This is a genomic window from Pseudomonas sp. PHC1, assembly GCF_046487845.1.
Classification (GTDB): domain Bacteria; phylum Pseudomonadota; class Gammaproteobacteria; order Pseudomonadales; family Pseudomonadaceae; genus Aquipseudomonas; species Aquipseudomonas sputi.
In genome coordinates this window covers 131,168-148,548 of sequence record NZ_JBJXHJ010000008.1, presented here as the reverse complement: position 1 = coordinate 148,548, position 17,381 = coordinate 131,168, and the positions used below count along the sequence as shown (strand labels likewise).

The 17,381-nt window shown below is 61.1% G+C and carries 16 protein-coding genes; 3 read left to right on the top strand and 13 right to left on the bottom strand.

Annotated elements, in window-relative coordinates; genetic code table 11:
- Nucleotides 1-33: 33 nt before the first annotated feature.
- The 3 genes from ACKJSM_RS14180 to ACKJSM_RS14170 form a co-directional block, all read right to left on the bottom strand.
- Nucleotides 34-606 (bottom strand): DUF4157 domain-containing protein, encoded by a 573-nt coding sequence (locus ACKJSM_RS14180; RefSeq protein ID WP_410237971.1) that lies wholly within the window; start codon nucleotides 604-606, stop codon nucleotides 34-36.
- Between the two features lie 88 nt (nucleotides 607-694).
- Complete coding sequence (gene msrA, locus ACKJSM_RS14175) at nucleotides 695-1,201, bottom strand: peptide-methionine (S)-S-oxide reductase MsrA (protein WP_011333723.1); 507 nt, start codon at nucleotides 1,199-1,201, stop codon at nucleotides 695-697.
- Between the two features lie 110 nt (nucleotides 1,202-1,311).
- Nucleotides 1,312-1,854: a YniB family protein gene (locus ACKJSM_RS14170; RefSeq protein WP_410237969.1), complete on the bottom strand. Its 543-nt coding sequence runs from the start codon at nucleotides 1,852-1,854 to the stop codon at nucleotides 1,312-1,314.
- A 158-nt stretch (nucleotides 1,855-2,012) separates the two neighbouring features.
- Here ACKJSM_RS14170 and ACKJSM_RS14165 point away from each other — a divergent pair, with 158 nt between their 5' ends.
- Together ACKJSM_RS14165 and ycaC are read left to right on the top strand one after the other, a co-directional pair.
- A complete protein-coding gene (locus tag ACKJSM_RS14165) occupies nucleotides 2,013-2,234 on the top strand; it encodes a hypothetical protein (protein WP_236181817.1) in 222 nt (73 codons plus the stop codon).
- 142 nt (nucleotides 2,235-2,376) lie between these two features.
- The gene (gene ycaC / locus ACKJSM_RS14160) at nucleotides 2,377-3,009 is read left to right on the top strand and encodes an isochorismate family cysteine hydrolase YcaC (RefSeq protein WP_007958138.1); all 633 of its coding nucleotides are present in this window, start codon (nucleotides 2,377-2,379) and stop codon (nucleotides 3,007-3,009) included.
- Nucleotides 3,010-3,097: 88 nt separating this feature from the next.
- Here the strand turns inward: ycaC and ACKJSM_RS14155 are convergent, their stop codons facing one another.
- From ACKJSM_RS14155 to xylA, 5 genes are all read right to left on the bottom strand, one after another.
- Complete coding sequence (locus tag ACKJSM_RS14155; RefSeq protein WP_410237968.1) at nucleotides 3,098-4,087, bottom strand: zinc-dependent alcohol dehydrogenase family protein; 990 nt, start codon at nucleotides 4,085-4,087, stop codon at nucleotides 3,098-3,100.
- A gap of 127 nt (nucleotides 4,088-4,214) precedes the next feature.
- Nucleotides 4,215-5,351 carry a sugar ABC transporter permease gene (locus ACKJSM_RS14150; RefSeq protein ID WP_236181815.1) on the bottom strand — a complete coding sequence of 379 codons (1,137 nt, stop codon included), beginning with the start codon at nucleotides 5,349-5,351 and terminating at the stop codon, nucleotides 4,215-4,217.
- Complete coding sequence (xylG, locus tag ACKJSM_RS14145) at nucleotides 5,352-6,908, bottom strand: D-xylose ABC transporter ATP-binding protein (protein ID WP_410237966.1); 1,557 nt, start codon at nucleotides 6,906-6,908, stop codon at nucleotides 5,352-5,354.
- 78 nt (nucleotides 6,909-6,986) lie between these two features.
- Nucleotides 6,987-7,988 (bottom strand): D-xylose ABC transporter substrate-binding protein, encoded by a 1,002-nt coding sequence (gene xylF / locus ACKJSM_RS14140; RefSeq protein ID WP_236181813.1) that lies wholly within the window; start codon nucleotides 7,986-7,988, stop codon nucleotides 6,987-6,989.
- Between the two features lie 142 nt (nucleotides 7,989-8,130).
- Nucleotides 8,131-9,447, bottom strand: a complete 1,317-nt coding sequence (gene xylA, locus ACKJSM_RS14135) for a xylose isomerase (protein ID WP_410237964.1) — start codon at nucleotides 9,445-9,447, stop codon at nucleotides 8,131-8,133.
- Between the two features lie 188 nt (nucleotides 9,448-9,635).
- Here xylA and ACKJSM_RS14130 point away from each other — a divergent pair, with 188 nt between their 5' ends.
- On the top strand, nucleotides 9,636-10,811 hold the full coding sequence (locus ACKJSM_RS14130) for a XylR family transcriptional regulator (RefSeq protein ID WP_236181811.1): 1,176 nt from the start codon (nucleotides 9,636-9,638) through the stop codon (nucleotides 10,809-10,811).
- Between the two features lie 8 nt (nucleotides 10,812-10,819).
- Here ACKJSM_RS14130 and ACKJSM_RS14125 read toward each other — a convergent pair whose 3' ends face one another.
- From ACKJSM_RS14125 to ACKJSM_RS14105, 5 genes are all read right to left on the bottom strand, one after another.
- Entirely contained in the window at nucleotides 10,820-12,082 is a 1,263-nt protein-coding gene (locus ACKJSM_RS14125; RefSeq protein ID WP_410237962.1) for an NAD(P)/FAD-dependent oxidoreductase, read from the bottom strand.
- Nucleotides 12,072-13,664, bottom strand: coding sequence for an aldehyde dehydrogenase (NADP(+)) (locus ACKJSM_RS14120; protein ID WP_410237961.1), 1,593 nt, complete (start codon nucleotides 13,662-13,664; stop codon nucleotides 12,072-12,074). Before ACKJSM_RS14120 ends, ACKJSM_RS14125 begins: the two co-directional genes overlap by 11 nt.
- 80 nt (nucleotides 13,665-13,744) lie before the next feature.
- A complete protein-coding gene (locus ACKJSM_RS14115) occupies nucleotides 13,745-14,692 on the bottom strand; it encodes a dihydrodipicolinate synthase family protein (RefSeq protein WP_410237959.1) in 948 nt (315 codons plus the stop codon).
- A gap of 55 nt (nucleotides 14,693-14,747) precedes the next feature.
- A complete protein-coding gene (locus ACKJSM_RS14110; protein WP_410237958.1) occupies nucleotides 14,748-15,674 on the bottom strand; it encodes a 4-hydroxyproline epimerase in 927 nt (308 codons plus the stop codon).
- Nucleotides 15,675-15,696: 22 nt separating this feature from the next.
- On the bottom strand, nucleotides 15,697-17,328 hold the full coding sequence (locus ACKJSM_RS14105) for an APC family permease (RefSeq protein ID WP_410237956.1): 1,632 nt from the start codon (nucleotides 17,326-17,328) through the stop codon (nucleotides 15,697-15,699).
- Between the last annotated feature and the right edge of the window lie 53 nt (nucleotides 17,329-17,381).

Sequence of the window (17,381 nt, the reverse complement as noted above, 5' to 3'; positions counted from 1 at the left end):
GCTATCCCCGGTATGGACGCAGGGGATGTCCGATCACCGGGCTTCGGCTCGCAGCCAACGTCGGACTTCGCCCTGTATCGCATACGCTGGCGCCTCGACCGCATTGAAATCCTGCGTGTAGCGCTGCGCAAACCCGTCGACGCCCCATTCCTGAAACTGTTGCACATGCTTTAGTTCGTGGGCCCAGAGCGCAACGTTGTGTTCTGCGGTTTCAGCGTCGCGGAACAGGATGATGTCGATCAGCGTCACCGCACCGACATCCGGGTTTTGCAGGATGGCCGTGGCAGCGTTGTATTGGCCGTCGTCGGTGACCTTGTAGTGCACGGCATCGAGGACGCCAGGGTCATACCAGCGCAGCAGTTGCTCCCGGATGTGCGGGGGAATCGGTTTGATGTCGGTGCTGGCGGCTTCGGCGTGGGCCTGAGTCAACGCCAGCGCCAGAGCCGGGGCCGCGATCCGGAAGAGGTCTTCAGACAGACGCCCCGGGTCCGGCAGGCAAATGCAGCTGTCGAGGCACACTTGTTTTTCGCCGGCAGGGCATGGGTCAGCCTGGGCCGGCGTTACAAGGGCAAGCCAGGTGACGAAGCTGATGAGCGTGGAGGGCATGGGCGCTTTTCGATCGTAAGGCCGCACAATAGAAAGGGATCAGGCGCAATGCGACGAACACCGCGTTGCGCACCGACCCCGCTGCACCTCAACCGCGTTTCGGCAGCTTCCAGTTCGGGCGAATGAAGTGGCAGGTGTAGCCATTCGGAATCCGCTCGAGGTAATCCTGATGCTCCGGTTCCGCTTCCCAGAACGGCCCCGCCGGTTCGATTTCGGTGACCACACGACCCGGCCACAGGCCCGATGCGTCGACGTCGGCCGCAGTGTCTTCGGCGATATCGCGTTGCTGCTCGTTCAGGTAATAGATCGCCGAACGATAGCTCGGGCCAAGGTCGTTACCCTGACGGTTGGGCGTGCTGGGGTCGTGGATCTGGAAGAAGAATTCGAGAATCTGCCGATAGCTGATCACGGCAGGGTCGAAGACGATTTCGATGGCTTCGGCGTGGTTGCCATGATTGCGGTAAGTGGCGTTCGGCACATCGCCGCCGGTGTAACCGACCCGCGTTTGCAGTACGCCGGGGTAGCGGCGCAACAGATCCTGCATGCCCCAGAAGCAGCCGCCGGCGAGAATGGCAGTTTCGGTTTGAGTGGTCATGGCATGTCCTTCCTCTCGAATGGGTCGCAGATGTTCCTTGATATGAGGGAGTGTGGGCCGATTGCAAGGCTGATCCCTCCATAAATCAGCATTGCATTCGCGGCATTAATTCAAATACCAAGTATTTTCACCAGTGCAGCACCTAATAGCGCTGTTACGACAGGTGCTAAATACAGTTGGTGGAATTGGGAAAAGACACTGTTCGAGGGTATCTCCGTAGAGCGCTCAATTTCTTCTCGACTGCGGGCTGCCGTGCCTTTGATTGACTCTTCTAAAATCTGGTCCTCGATTTTTTCACTGATTTTTGCGAGGCGATAAGAAAGCTTTGCACCGGATGCATATAAAGCAGCGCCAATGAAAATCAGTAGGTAAATGGCTAGGAAATAATAATTTTGTACTTCTGAGAAGTTGAGGTGATCTGGGAGCGGTGAGTGTTCCCAGAAAAAATTGAGATAGGGCGTATGTTGATATGCCCAGCTTGTGAGCTCCTTGAATGGTCGGGCAATCATGCTTCCTAGCTGTGATCCATCATCGAGACGGAAATAAATCATTTTCAGAAACGATACCCCGGTAGATACAACTGCCGGGATAGTTATTGCCACGCCTAGTAGACGTTTTCTTACTGACTTGCTTTTTGCATCCTTGAAATTCACGCTCATTCTCCAATTGAAACAACTAACGTTTAATCTGTGCGCAGTTTAGTGGGTGACCGGACTGGAGGCGCTCACGCTTCCGTGCGTCGATACTGACAGTAGAGGTGTTCGCTTTCGTTACGATCTTGAGCTTACATGCGTCGCCTGGCCTTTTGAACATGGCTTTCCAGATCCAGAAAAGCCACGACGACCATCAGCATGAAACTGACGGTCAGCGAAAGGTCGAGCCGGCCTTCGCGCCTTGGCGGGGGGCGCGCGGTGTTTCATCCGGCGTGGGTGCTTGCGTGTTGCGTCCGGGCATCAACATTTCCCTGAAGGTCGTTGTGAGCGATCGGAACAGTGTGACAAGGATCGGCGGGGAGGTCGGGATGGCGGTGTGATCTGCTCGGCAGTTTGAATTTATTGTCCTGTTTCGGTTGACGGTGTAACGCTTTTCAGCCGATTTATCGCTTTCAGGCGAGTCAGTAATCTGTGCCCATCTTGAACGCAAACGCACTTGCACAACTAAAAAGGGATTCACACATGAGCACTCCAACCTACAACCGCCTGAACAAAGACGACGCCGTGGTTCTGCTGGTCGACCACCAGACCGGTCTGATTTCTCTGGTTCAGGACTTCTCGCCAAACGAGTTCAAGAACAACGTATTGGCGCTGGCCGATCTGGCCAAATTCTTCGAATTGCCGACCATCCTCACCACCAGCTTCGAACAAGGCCCGAACGGCCCGCTGGTGCCGGAACTCAAGGAAATGTTCCCGGACGCGCCATACATCGCCCGCCCAGGACAGATCAACGCCTGGGACAACGAAGACTTCGTCAAGGCGATCAAGGCCACCGGCCGCAAGCAGATCATCATTGCCGGTGTCGTGACCGATGTGTGTGTAGCGTTCCCGACCCTGTCGGCGCTGGCGGAAGGGTTTGACGTGTTCGTGGTGACCGACGCCTCCGGCACCTTCAACACCACCGTGCAGCAAGCCGCGTGGAACCGCATGACCCAGGCGGGCGCGCAGATGATGAACTGGTTCTCGGTGGCCTGCGAACTGCACCGCGACTGGCGCAACGACATTGAAGGCCTGGGCAACCTGCTGTCCCAGCGCATCCCGAACTACCGTAACTTGATGAACGGCTATGCCGCACTGACGGCGCATCAGAAATAACCGGATGCTGAATGGACGAAAGCCTGCTTTGAAAAAAGCAGGCTTTCGTCGTTTCTACCGCAAACAGTAGAGCAGGGGATTCGTCACCTCAAACCGTGACAACAATCTTCCCGACCTGCTGATTGGCTTCAAGAAAGCGATGCGCTTGCTGAATGTCATCCAGGGCGAATGTCCTGGCAATGATCGGTTTCAGCGCGCCGGACGCCAGCCCGTCGCCGATGAAAGTTTTGGCGCGTGCCAGGGTGGCCGGGTCGGAAACGATCTCCGAGTAAAGGTAGCCCTTGAGGGTCAGGCATTTGCCGAGCACGGTGAACAGCGGGAACGGCGTCGGTTCCGGGCTCAGGGCACCGTACTCCAGCAGGATGCCGCCCCGGGCCATGCTTTGGGTCAGCGGTTCGAACGACGGGCCGCCCACCGGATCAAACACCACCCGCGCGCCTTTGCCGTCGGTCAGCGCCATGACCGCTGCAACCATGTCTTCTTCGTCGCTGACGATCACGTGCGCCGCGCCGGCGTCGAGCAAGGCCTGTTTCTTGGCGCGGGTCCGGGTGACGGCAATCGAAGTGGCACCGACCATTCTGGCAATCTGGAAGGCAGCCAGGCCGACGCTGCTGGAAGCGGCAGTGACGATCACGAAATCGTCCTTCTGCAATTTGGCCTGTTCGACCAGCGCACCCCACGCGGTGACGTATTGCATCCAGGCCGCCGCCGCTTGTTCAAACGACAGGTTCTGCGGGTGTTTGACGGTGAGGTGGGCGGGCACGTTGGCCAGCTCGCCGTAAGTGCCCCAGCGCGCGATGTCCAGCGGCGGAATCAGGCTGACGGCATCGCCAATGTTGAATTCGCTGACGTTGGCGCCAACCGCGACCACCATACCGGCGGCTTCGTAGCCGAGACGGCTGGGAAACTCCGCTTCCTGCAAATAGGCGTGATTGCGGAACATCACTTCGGCGCGATTCAGGCCAAAGGCTTTGACCTCGATCTGCACTTCGTCCGCAGCGGGCGCCGGGACGTCGACGTTTTCCAGTTTCAGGACGCTGGCGTCACCGTATTCATGAGTCCTGACAATGCGTGCCATGTTGACTTCCTCGGTTATCGATGAAATTGCACCGGCGTGATCCGGTGCCATGGACGCCAATGTAGGCTTTGGTCTGCTCCGGATAAAGGCCTGGGATGGCGCAACACTGGAAACAACGAGCAGCCTGTCAACGCCGCCCGGTCCGGGTACTCACATCCACCCAGACAGCCAACACCAGAATGCTGCCCTTGACGATCATCTGCCAGTAACTGTCGACGTCGAGCATGGACATGCCATTGTCCAGGCTGGTGATGACCAACGCGCCGAGGAGGGCGCCGTAGACCGTGCCGGAGCCGCCGCGCATCGAGGTGCCACCGATGAAGCAGGCGGCGATGGCGTCGAGTTCGCCCATGCTGCCGGCCGAGGGGGAGCCGGCGGCCAGGCGCGCAGTGTTGACCACGCCGGCGAGGGCGCACATCACGCCCATGATCCCGAAAATCCAGAGTTTCACGGCCTGCACATTGATACCGGACAGGCGCGTCGCTTCCATGTTGCTGCCCACCGAATAGACACGTCGGCCGAACACGGTCTGGCTGGTCACGTAGCTGAATCCGCCCAATAGAATCAACAGAAGCAGGACCGGCACGGGAATGCCGTCATAGCTGTTGAGGGTCTGGACAAAACCCGCCAGCACCGCGCCGATCAACAACACGCGTGCCACGTCCCGCACCAGGGAGTGTGCCGCCAGGCCGTGAAGGGCGCGATTGCGTCGTTGTTTCCAGGTCAGGAACAACGTCAGCGCGAACAGCAGGACACCCAGTCCCGCGCCGGCCGAATGTGGTAAATAACCCTGGCCAATGTAAACGAGCTCCGGCGACACCGGCGCAATGGTCGTGCCGCCGGTGATTCCCAGCAAAATCCCCCGGAACGCCAGCATCCCCCCAAGCCCCACGATGAACGACGGAATGCGCAGATAGGCCGCCATGTAGCCGTTGGCGAGGCCGATCAGCAGGCCGCACACCACCACAAGGCTGAGGTTCGCCAGCAGCGGTATGTGATAGACGACATCGAGAATGGCTGCCACGCCACCGAGCAGGCCCAGCAATGAGCCAACCGACAGATCGATCTCGCCGCTGATGATCACCAGCACCATGCCGCAAGCAAGAATCCCGGTAATCGACATCTGACGCAGCAGGTTGGAGAGGTTGCGCGGTGTCAGGAATCCGCCCTCGGTCTGCCAGCTGAAGAACAGCCAGATCAACGCCACGGCAAACACCAGTGCGAGCATCTTGTAGCGGGTGAAGAGTTGTTTGACCTGATTCATTTACGCGGATTTCCGAGCTTTATTGTTATGGCTGTCAGGCTGGCTGAGTGCGGCGGCGAGCACCTGTTCCTGGGTGAGTTCATGGTTGATGAAGTCCCCTCGCAGTTGACCCTCGCCGATGACCAGGACGCGGTCGGACACACCGAGCACTTCGGCCAGCTCCGAAGACACCATGATGATCGACACACCTTCGGCGGCCAGCATCCCCATCAGTTTGTAGATCTCGTACTTGGCGCCGACATCCACCCCTCGGGTCGGCTCATCGAGAATCAGCACCCGGGGCCTGGTCAGCAGCATCTTCGCCAACACGGCTTTTTGTTGATTGCCCCCCGACAGGCTGGTGATCGGCAGGAACGGGCTCGCGGTCTTGAGGTGCAGGCGCGAAATTTCCCGATCGATGCTGCCCAGTTCCGCTTCGGCGTCGATGCGGGTCAGTTTCGAGAAACTGTCCAGTACGGCCAGGGTGATGTTCTGGCCGACACCCAGGTCGGGAATGATCCCCTGACGCTTGCGGTCCTCGGGCACCAGGCACACGCCGGCACGAATTGACTTGAGCGGCGTACGGGTGTCGATGGGTTGGCCGTCCAGCCAGACTTCGCCTTCGTGGCGACCGGGGTAGGCGCCGAACAGCGCGGTCACCAGCTCTGTGCGGCCGGCACCGACCAGCCCGGCGATGCCGAGGATTTCCCCGCGTTTGAGGCTGAACGAAATGTCGTCCACCCGTTTGCGTTTGGGGTAGTCGACGTCGTAGCAGGTGATGTGCCGCGCCTCGAAAATCACCTCGCCGATGGCGTGGGGTTCGGTGGGGTAGAGGTTGCTCATTTCCCGACCGACCATCTGGGTGATGATCTGAGGAATATCCATGTCCGCCATGGCGGTCGTGGCAATGTGTTTACCGTCGCGGATCACCGAAATGGTGTCACACACGGCGGCCACTTCATCGAGTTTGTGGGAGATGTAGACGCAGGCGACGCCCTTGGCCTTGAGGTCGCGGATGATGTCCAGCAACACCTCGATTTCCGAACGGGTCAGGGCTGATGACGGCTCGTCGAGGATCAGCAGGCGTGCCTGCTTGTTCAAAGCCTTGGCGATTTCCACCAGTTGCTGATAACCGCCGCCGTACTGCGAAACCGGTAGCGACACGTTCATGTCCGGCACTTTCAGTTCACGCATCAGGGTTTCGGCGCGGTGGATCATCGCCGGGTAATTCATCCGTCCGCCCGGCAGCGTCAGCTCATGGCCCATGAAAATGTTTTCGGCCACCGAGAGGTCGGGAACCAGCGTCAGTTCCTGGTGAATGATGACGATGCCGGCGGCTTCCGTTTCGCTGATCGATTGCGCTTTGAGCGGTTGACCCTCCCAGAGGATTTCACCGTCCCAGGTGCCATGGGGGTAGACCGCAGACAGGATTTTCATCAGCGTGGACTTGCCGGCGCCATTCTCGCCGCACAGCCCGAGGCACTCACCCGGCTTGACCTTGAGGTCGATGCCGTTGAGCGCTTTGACACCGCCGAAGGTTTTGACGATGCCGTTCATTTGCAACAGATAGTCGGACATGGCAGAGACTCACAAGCGGCCGATACTGGACTGAAACCGCAGGAGCAGGGCTCCTGCGGGGGTATCACGCAGTGAGTGTCACTTTCCGGCGAGCTGCGCCTTGGTATAGAAACCGTCCTGTTCCAGCAGGTCGATGTTGTCCTTGGTCAAGGGCGTCGGGGTGAGCAGGATGGTGTCGACTTTTTTGCTGCCATTGTCGTACTGCGAGCTGTAGGCGGGTTTCTCGTTGCGTGCCAGTTGCACCGAGAGTTTGGCGGCTTCGGAGGCAATCAGTTTCAGCGGTTTGTAAACCGTCATGGTTTGCGTGCCGGAGATGACCCGCTTGACCGCTGCCAGGTCCGCGTCCTGCCCGGAGATCGGCACCTTGCCGGCCAGTTGCTGAGCGGCCAGGGCCTGGATGGCGCCGCCGGCCGTGGCGTCGTTGGAGGCGACGATACCGTCGATTTTGTTGTCGTTGCGGGTCAGGGCGTTTTCAACAATGCTCAGCGCCTCGGTCGGGTTCCATTCCTTTACCCATTGCTGGCCGACGATCTTGATATCGCCCTTGTCGATGGCCGGTTGCAGCACCTTCATCTGACCTTCGCGCAACACTTTCGCGTTGTTGTCGGTGGGCGCGCCACCCAGCAGGAAGTAATTGCCCTTGGGCGCTGCATGCAGCACGCCGCTGGCCTGCATTTCACCGACCTTTTCGTTATCGAAGGAAATGTAGGCGTCGATATCGGCGTTGAGTATCAGACGGTCATAGGACACGACCTTGATTCCGGCTTTCTTCGCCTCGGCCACGGCATTGGTCAGCACGGTGGCGTTGAATGGCACGATGACGATGACATCGACACCACGGGAAATCAGGTTTTCGATTTGCGAAATCTGCTTCTGCTCGTTGGCATCGGCCGACTGCACGAAGACCTTGGCGTCCATTTTTTCTGCTGCTGCAACGAAGTAGTCCCGGTCACGGGACCAGCGCTCCAGCCGCAGATCATCAATGGAGAAACCGATTTTCGGATGGGCCGCATCGGCCAAAACCGGCAGCGACAACAGCGCCAGGGCGCTGGCCAGCAGCGTGCGTTTTACGTTCTTCATGGTGGTGCGTCCTTTTATTTTTGTTTGAAAGACACGGCCTGACGATGAATATCGGGCTGGTGGAACTGTAGAGAATCAGCAGACGCAACGGACTACAGATTTGTCGCGCAAATGTCACAGCGTCTGCAGTTCCCGTTGGCGATCAGCGATAGATAAACCGGTTGACGACGTTTTCGAGCATTTCCTGCCGGCCGCTGACGGCCTGCGGATTCAGCTCGTTGGCGAAGGCGTGCTCGGCCAATGTCTGGAGATTGAACTCACCCGCCAGCACCGACTGGCCGAACGGCTGCTGCCAGCCGGCATAGCGTTGATCCTTGAGCCGCTGAAGCTGATCGTTCTGGACCATGGCGGCGGCCCGCTCGAGCGACAGGGCGAGGACGTCCATGGCGCCGACGTGACCGTGGAACAGATCGACCTCGTCGAGGCTCTGGCGCCGTACCTTGGAGTCGAAGTTGAACCCGCCATTGCCGAACCCGCCGGCCTTGAGGATTTCATAGGTGACCAGGGTCATTTCCTCGACGCTGTTGGGGAACTGATCGGTGTCCCAACCGTTTTGCGGATCGCCGCGGTTGGCATCGATGCTGCCGAAAATCCCCAGCGAGACGGCCGTCGCCACCTCGTGATGAAAACTGTGACCGGCCAGGGTGGCGTGGTTGGCCTCGATGTTGACCTTGATTTCCTTTTCCAGACCGAACTGCTGGAGAAAACCGAACACCGTGGCGCTGTCGTAATCGTATTGGTGCTTGGTCGGCTCCTGCGGTTTGGGTTCGATCAGCAGGTCGCCTTTGAATCCGATCTTGTACTTGTGCTCGACCACCATACGCATGAAGCGACCCAGTTGTTCGCGCTCGCGTTTCAAGTCGGTGTTGAGCAGGGTTTCGTAACCTTCGCGACCGCCCCACAACACGTAGTTGGAGCCTTTGAGGCGTTGGGTTGCGTTCATGGCGCTGAAGACCTGGGCCGCGGCGCAGGCGAACACTTCAGGATCCGGGTTGCTGGCGGCGCCGGCGGCAAAGCGCGGATTGCTGAAGCAGTTGGCGGTGCCCCACAGCAGCTTGATTCCGCTTTGTTCCTGATGGCGTTCCAGGTGATCGATCATTTGGGCGAAGTGGTTGCGGTACTCCTTCAGTGAATTGCCTTCGGGGGCGACATCCGTGTCGTGAAAGCAGTAGTAGTCGATACCCAGCTTGGAGAAGAACTCGAACGCGGCCTGCGCCTTGCCAATGGCCAGCTCCATCGGGTCACCGGCGTGTTGCCACGGGCGCTTGAACGTCCCGGCACCGAACACGTCGGAGCCCGGCCAGACAAAGGTGTGCCAATAACAGGCGGCCATGCGCAGGTGTTCGCGCATGGGCTTGCCGAGGATGATTTTGTCGGCGTCGTAGTGACGGAAGGCAAGGGGAGAATCGCTGGCAGGACCTTCGTAGCGGATCGACTCGACATCGGGGAAGTACGGCATTGGCAATGTCCTTTTTGTTCTTGGTTGTTGTTCTTGGGCGTGTCCCGATACTAGCAACGGCCCTGTGCCTGCCGATTACGAAAATCACCAACACGCAGTGCGATTTTGCGTATTGAGATTCACCGTCAGCGCGCCTAGTCTGTGCAAACCGCCTCTACGGCAAGAGGCCCGGAACAAGCCTGAAAACAATGAAAACCGTACCGCCTGTTCACCGCATCGCCCTGTTGTTCAACGGCAGCAAGATCTATGACCGCGGCATCATCAGCGGCATCGGCAACTACCTGAGCAGCACGCGCGCCTCCTGGGATCTGTTTCTGGAAGAGGACTTTCTCTGCCGGTTGAAAGGCATCGAGCGCTGGCAGGGTGACGGCATCATTGCTGACTTCGACGACCCGCTGATTGGCGAGGCGCTGGCCGATATCAAGCTGCCCGTGGTGGCGGTGGGTGGTTCCTATCAGGATGAGCGGGCCTATCCGAAAGGGATCCCGTACGTCGCCACCGACAACAACGCGCTGATCACACTGGCTTACGAACACTTGGTCGAGGCCGGGCTGCAACGGTTCGCCTGCTTCAGCCTGCCTGAGGCGCAGGCCAATCGTTGGGCTCAGGAGCGCGAAAAAGCCTTTCTGAGATTGATGCAACGGGACGGCCTGCACGCCGAGGTCTATCGCGGCATGGGCACCAGCGCACCGCTGTGGGACAGCGCCGTCGAACAACTGATCGCCTGGCTGCAGAGCCTGCCCAAACCCATTGGCATCATCGCGGTCAGTGATGCCCGCGCCCGGCAGTTGCTGCAAGCCTGCCTGACCGCCGGCATCGCCGTGCCGGAGCAGGTGGCGTTGATCGGCATCGACAATGACCCGCTGACACGCAGTCTGACCCGGGTCCCCCTGAGTTCAGTGATTCAGGGCACCGAAACCATGGGCCGCACCGCCGCGCATTTGCTGCACCAGATGCTGCATGGCAAACCGTCCACGGGCACGCACATTCTGATTCCGCCTGATGCGGTCAACGTGCAGGTGTCGAGCCTGCATCAACCGTTGGGCAACCCTTACGTGATGCAGGCGCTGCTGTTCATCCGCCAATATGCCTGCCAGGGCATCAAGACCGCGCAAGTGGCGGCTTATGTCGGCGTGTCGCGTTCCTCGCTGGAGTCGCACTTTCGCGCGGTGCGAGGCTGCAGCGTGCATGACGAGATTCTGCGTTTCAAACTGGCGGCGGCCACTCGCGGGCTGGAAAAAACCGACACGGCGATTGCGGACGTGGCCCGCACGTGCGGTTTCAAATCCGCGCAGTACCTGCACACGGTGTTCCGTCGAGAGTTCGGTTGTACGCCCCGTGAATATCAGCAGGGCGCCCGATAGACGGCCACTCAAAAGCGATCCAGTCGATAGGGCTCGTTCAACGGAAGAATGCGCGCGGTGTCCTGCACCGATGGCAAAGCCAGCCTCCCAACCATCTCCGCCGTCACCGCCGCCTGCGTCAGCCCCAGATGCTGATGCCCGAACGCAAGCAGCACCTTGCCGTCACACACCCGATCGATCACTGGCAGCGAATCCGGCAGCGACGGCCGAAATCCCATCCACGGCGTGGCCGTCTCGATACTCAACTCATCACGAAACAACCCCTTGCTCAACCGATGCAACTGCCAGGCGCGGGCCATGGTCGGTGGGGCTTCGAGGCCGGCGAATTCGACGGTGCCGGCCAGGCGCAGCCCTTCGGACATCGGGGTCATGATGAATTTGCGCTCCAGCGAGGTGACGGGGAAGGGCAGTCGGTTGTGTTCGTGAGGCAGCATCAGGTGATAGCCGCGCTCGGTGTCCAGCGGGACGTTTTTGCCGGTCAGTGCGGCGGTGAGTTTTGCCGAGTGGGCGCCGCAGGCGATCAGTACCTGGCGAGCGGACAGCGTGCCGGTTTCGGTCATCAGGTTGACGCCATGTTCGTGCAGTTGCCCGCCCTGAACCGCCTGCTTCAAAAATTGCACGCCGCGGGCTTTCGCCGCCTCGACCAATTCACGCACGACGCGGTAGGGATCGATGAAATGCCCGGTGTTCGGGAAAAACAGACCGCCCTGAATCTGTTCGCTGAGTTGCGGCGCGGCCTCGCGTACCGCTCCGGCCTGCCACCCTTCGACGGGCACCTGTTGCTGTTGCAGGCGTCGCTGCAATGCTTCGAGGGCCGGGCGTGAGTCGGGGCGTTCGAACACCAGCAGTGACCCTTCCATCTTCAGCAAGTCGGGACGCTGGATGTCATTGAGCAAACGGTGCCAGGCGTCGAGGGAGCTTTCATTGAGCGCGCGCAACCCGGCAACGGTGCGCTGGTACGGCGCCGAGCGCAGGTTCAGCAACAGTCGTGTAAACCAAGGCAGGGCGCGGGGCAGGTATTTCCAGTCCAGACGCAGCGGGCCCATCGGGTCCAGGAGCATGGTTGGCAGACGTTTGAGGATCGAGCTGTCGGCAATCGGAAACACCTGCTCGGTCGCCAGGTGCCCGGCGTTGCCGAACGAGGCGCCGTGGCCCGGTTCCTGCGGGTCGATCACCACCACCCGCATGCCCTGACGGGCCAGGCGCAGGGCACTGGCGACGCCGATGATGCCGGCGCCGACCACAGCAATGTCGTGGGGGTTATTCGGCATTTTTCGCGGTTTCCCTTTGGCCATCGTGCAAGCGGCGCAGCGACAGCGGATTGGCGTGTTTGAGCGCGGTCGGCAGCAGACTGTCGGGGAAATCCTGATAGCAGACCGGGCGCAGGAAACGCAGGATCGCCGCGGTGCCCACCGACGTGGTGCGCGAATCGGAAGTCGCCGGGAACGGCCCGCCATGCACCATCGCATCGCAGACTTCAACGCCGGTGGGCCAGCCGTTGACCAGCAGACGTCCGGCCTTGCGCTCCAGGGTTGGCAGCAATGCGCGGGCCTGTTGCAGATCCTCGTCATCCAGATGCAGCGTGGCGGTCAGTTGGCCTTCCAGCTGTTCGAGCACCTGACGGGTTTGCGCGGTGCTGGCGCATTGCACGATCAAGGAAGCGGCGCCAAAGGCTTCGGCCTGCAAGGTGTGATCGGCGAGAAAGTCGGCGGCGTCGGTGACGAACAGATGAGCCTGGCCCTGATTCGGATCCGTTGCTTGCTGGCCGACGGCGGCAATACGCGCCCGGGCGTTTTCCGCCAGGGCATTCACGCGGGATTCGTAGGCATTGAAAATTCCCGGTGTGAGCATGGTCTGCGCGGGACTGCGCTGGATGAGTTCGCTGGTGGCGCCAATGAAGGCGTCCAGCGCCGGCCCTTTGTGGGCGATCACCAGACCGGGATTGGTGCAAAACTGACCGGCGCCCAACGTCAGCGAAGCCACAAAGCCTTGGGCCAACGTCTCGGCGCGATTCTGCAGCGCAGCCGGGAACAGCAACACCGGGTTGATCGAACTCATTTCCGCATACACCGGGATCGGCTCGGGCCGGGCCTGGGCCGCTTTGATCAGCGCGAGCCCGCCACTGCGCGAACCGGTGAAACCGACGGCCTTGATCCGTGGATCGCTGACCAGCGCAATGCCCACTTCACGGCCCGAACCGTAGAGCAACGAGAACACACCTTCCGGCAAACCACAGGCCTTCACTGCCCGTGCCACCGCACGGCCAACCAGTTCGCTGGTACCGGGATGGGCGCCGTGGGCCTTGACGATCACCGGGCAGCCAGCGGCCAGCGCTGAAGCGGTATCGCCGCCGGCCACCGAGAACGCCAGTGGAAAATTGCTCGCGCCGAACACCGCCACCGGCCCCAGTGGAATCTGCCGCTGACGCAGATCCGAACGCGGCATTGGCTGGCGCTGCGGTTGGGCGGTGTCGACTCGCACATCCAGCCATTCGCCGGCCCGTACGGTGCGGGCAAACAGTCGCAGTTGCTGGCAGGTACGGCCCCGTTCACCCAGCAGGCGCGGGCGCGGCAGGCCGGTTTCGGCCAGGGCGCGGTCGATCAGTTCATCACCGAGGGCTTCGATTTCGCCCGCGATGGTTTCAATGAATTCGGCCCGAGCGTCGAGCGATGTCTCGCGATAACGGTCAAGCGCCGCCCAGGCCAGTGCGCAGGCCTGCTCGACATGCTCGGCAGAACCGCCGGCGTAGGCTGGCTCCAATGGGGTGTTGGTGGCGGGGTTGATCCCGTGGATGACGTCGCGGTCGCCGGTGAGGGTTAGCTGACCGATCAGCAGTTGGCCCGTCAGGGTCATGGCGCATTCCTTATCAATAAAACAGGTCACGAATAAGGCCCGCCGCCGTGGGGGGCGACGGGCTTGAGCGCAGCGGCAGGTCAGTCGAAGTTTTGCTCCGCCGACCAGTTTTCGTACCAGTGACGGAACAGCGCGTATTGGGCTTCTGCGTAACGACGCTGTGAGTCGCTAAGGGCATCGGTTTCGTTGAAATGCAGGGTGTATTCCTTGTCGCCGTTGAGCACCATCAGGTGTTTGTAATACAGCACCAGATCCGTGCCTTCGTCGAAGGACGACAGCACCGCCAGCGCCGATTCCAGTTCGCGGGCCTGGCGCCGGGCCTTGGCGTCACCCTTGGCGGCCTGTTTGCTCAGGGCCACCAGTTGCAGCACTTCGCGGGGCAGGGCGTTGCCGATGCCGGTGATGGCGCCGGTGGCGTTGCAGTTGACGAAACCGTGCACCACCTGAGTATCGACACCGACCATCAGAGTTACGTCATCGTCCTTGGAGGTGATGTTTTCAGCGGCGTAGCGCAGATCGGCGCCACCGCCGAATTCCTTGAAACCGATCAGGTTCGGGTATTCACGGCGCAGTTCGAAGAACAGGTCGGCGCGAGTGGCAAAGCCGTAGTAAGGGCTGTTGTAGATCACCGCCGGCAGGTTCGGCGCCGCTTGCAGAATCGCCGCGAAGTGGGCTTTTTGCGCTGCCGCCGAAGCGCCACGGGACAGCACCCGAGGAATCACCATCAAGCCCTGCGCGCCGACTTTCGCCGCATGGGCCGCGTGGGACACCGCTTCACGGGTGTTGACCGCGCCGGTGCCGACGATGGTCGGAATCCCGGCGGCCACCAGCCGCGCCACGCCTTCCTGACGCTCGGCTTCGGTGAGCAGCGGCCAGTCGCCCATGGAGCCGCAATACACGACCGCGCTCATGCCGATGTCGATCAACTCGCGTCCCTTGGCCACCAGCGCGTCGAAGTCCGGTTTGCGCGCGGCGGTGCACGGGGTCATCAGGGCGGGCATGCAGCCGGTGAAGATGTTGTCGCTCATTATTGTTCTCCTTGGAACGGTCATTCAGAGGGGTTTGAAAGTGCAGCGCGGCGGCTCAGATGCCCCACGCGAACGGATCGGTTTCGTCGATCAGCAGCGTGCTGTCGGCGGTCATGTGGGCGCGGCCAGTGATGTAGGGGCGGATGCGCTCGCCTTCCCATTCAAAGCGGCCTTCGAACTGGCTGCCGGTGATGCTCGCCTGCACCCAGCGCTCACCGGGCGCGAGTTTTTCGTCAGCGGCCAGGCAAGCGAGTTTGGCGCTGGTGCCGGTGCCGCAAGGGGAGCGGTCGTAGGCCTTGCCGGGGCACATCACGAAGTTGCGGCTGTCGGCCTCGGCGTCATCGGCGAACAGTTCGATATGGTCGATGAGCGCGCCGTCCTCGCCATGGATGCCTTGGTCTTCGAGGGCCTTGAGCATTTTCCAGGTGAGGTCGGTCAGGGTGTCGACGTTGTTCATCGTCAGCGACTGGCCGTGTTCGCAGACCAGGAAAAACCAGTTGCCGCCGTAGGCGACGTCACCGAGAAAGCGGCCGTACCCCGGCACTTCCACCGCCACCTGTTTGTGTGAACGATAGGCGGGCACGTTGCCCAGGGTAACGGCGCCGTCTTCATGCAACGTGGCGCTGACCGGGCCGACCGGCGTGTCGATCTTGTGCACGCCCGGTGCGATCAGCCCCAGATGTTGCAGCGATGCAACGAGGCCGATGGTGCCGTGCCCGCACATGCCGAGGTAACCGGCGTTGTTGAAGAAGATCACCCCGCAAGTGGCGTCCGGTGACACCGGCTCGCAATACAGCGCGCCCACCAGCACCTCGTTGCCGCGCGGCTCCAGCAGGCAGGCGCGGCGCCACTGGTCATGCTGATTGCGCAGGGCGTCGCGTTTCTCGGCCATGGTGCGGCCGGGCAGATCGGGGAAACCCTTCATCACCAGGCGCGTGGGTTCGCCGCCGGTGTGGGAATCAATGACGTGTACTCGTTTCATGGACAGGTCCCGTTGAGTGATTTCAGTAAGCGCCGGCAGTGCGCGGGTTAGTGGAGGCGGCGGGGGAGGTCGCAGCGACTTCGCTTTCATCCTCTTCGGATTCCAGACGCAGCAGATGCGCCGGTACGCCGGTGGCGGCGCCCCAGTAATAAATGCCCATCGCACAGGCCGCGACGACCAGGGTGTCGAACGGATGGGTGAGGATGCCCAGGCCGCCGAAGGTGCCGAGTTTCGACAGGACGATGGTCACGCCGTAGAAGGCGATCAACCACGCGGATGAGCGCACTTGCCGGGACAGGCTGAGGTGGGCGGTCGGTACGAAGCGGCCGCAGAACAGGTAGACGACGAACATCAGGATTTGCAGGCCGAGCAGCCAGGACACGGTGTTCCAGCCCGACCAGTAGACGATCAGTGCAGCGATGATGAACGACACCGGCCCCAGCACGCCCATGCACTTGACCCGGAACGGGCGCGGCATGTCCGGCGCATTGCGCCGCAGCGCGGCGACGGTCACCGGCGCCACGGCGTAGCTCAGCACCAGCGCGGCGGAGACCACATTGATCAGTGCTTCCCACGACGGGAACGGCAGGGTCCAGAACACCGACAGGGCGAAGGTCAGCCACAGTGCCGGACGCGGGATGCCAGACTTTTCGTCGATGTGGGTGAAGACCTTGAAAAACGTGCCGGTCTGCGCCCAGCCGTAGATCACCCGAGGCGTGGCGTTCATGTAGATGTTGCCGCAGCCGCTCGGGGAGATCACCGCGTCCGCCACCACCAGATACGCCAGCCAGCCCACGCCCAGCGCCAGGGCGATGTCGCGATACGGCAGGGCGAACTCCTTGGAAACCCCGGCCCAGCCATTGGCGAGCAATTCGGTCGGGATGCCGCCGAGGAAGGCGATTTGCAGCAGCACGTAGATCGCGGTCGAGAGCAGCACCGACAGGATCAGCGCAATCGGAATGGTGCGTTGCGGGTTCTTCACTTCGCTGGCCACCGAGATGATCGGGGTCAGGCCCAGGTAGGCGAAGATCACACCGCCGGCGGAGACGGCCATCTCGATGCCCGAGAGTCCGAAAGGGGCGAAGCCTTGAACCTGAAAGTTTTGCGGTTTGAAGAAGGTGAACAGCACGCCGATCACGAGCAGCGGCACGATGAACTTGAACACGCTGACCAGATTGTTGGCCTTGGCGAAGGTCTTCACGCTGCGGTAGTTGAGCAGGAAGAACACGCAGAGCAGGCCGAACTGCACCAGCCAGCCGAGCAGGGTCGGATCACCGCTGCCGGCTTTGGTCAGGCTCGGAAACCAGGCCGCCGCATATTGGCGCGAGGCAACCACCTCGATCGCCACCAGGCTGGAAAACGCGATCAGCGTAATGAAACCCATCAGGTAACCGAGCAGCGGCCCGTGGCTGTAAACCGGGTAACGCACCACACCGCCAGCGCGGGCCAATGCCGCGCCCAGTTCGCAGTAGACGATGCCCAGCAGCAACACGGCGAACCCGCCCAGCAACCAGGAAAAAATCCCCGCCGGCCCGGCAATCGCCGACACGTGACTGGCTGCGAACAACCAGCCGGAACCGAAGATTGCCCCCAGTCCGATAAAGGTGAGGTCGATCAATGAAAGTTGTTTTTTGAACTTGCCTTGGCCTGACATGGCATCGCCTTCTTGTGAGTTATTGGATAGGCAGGTGTGAGTCACAGGAACGG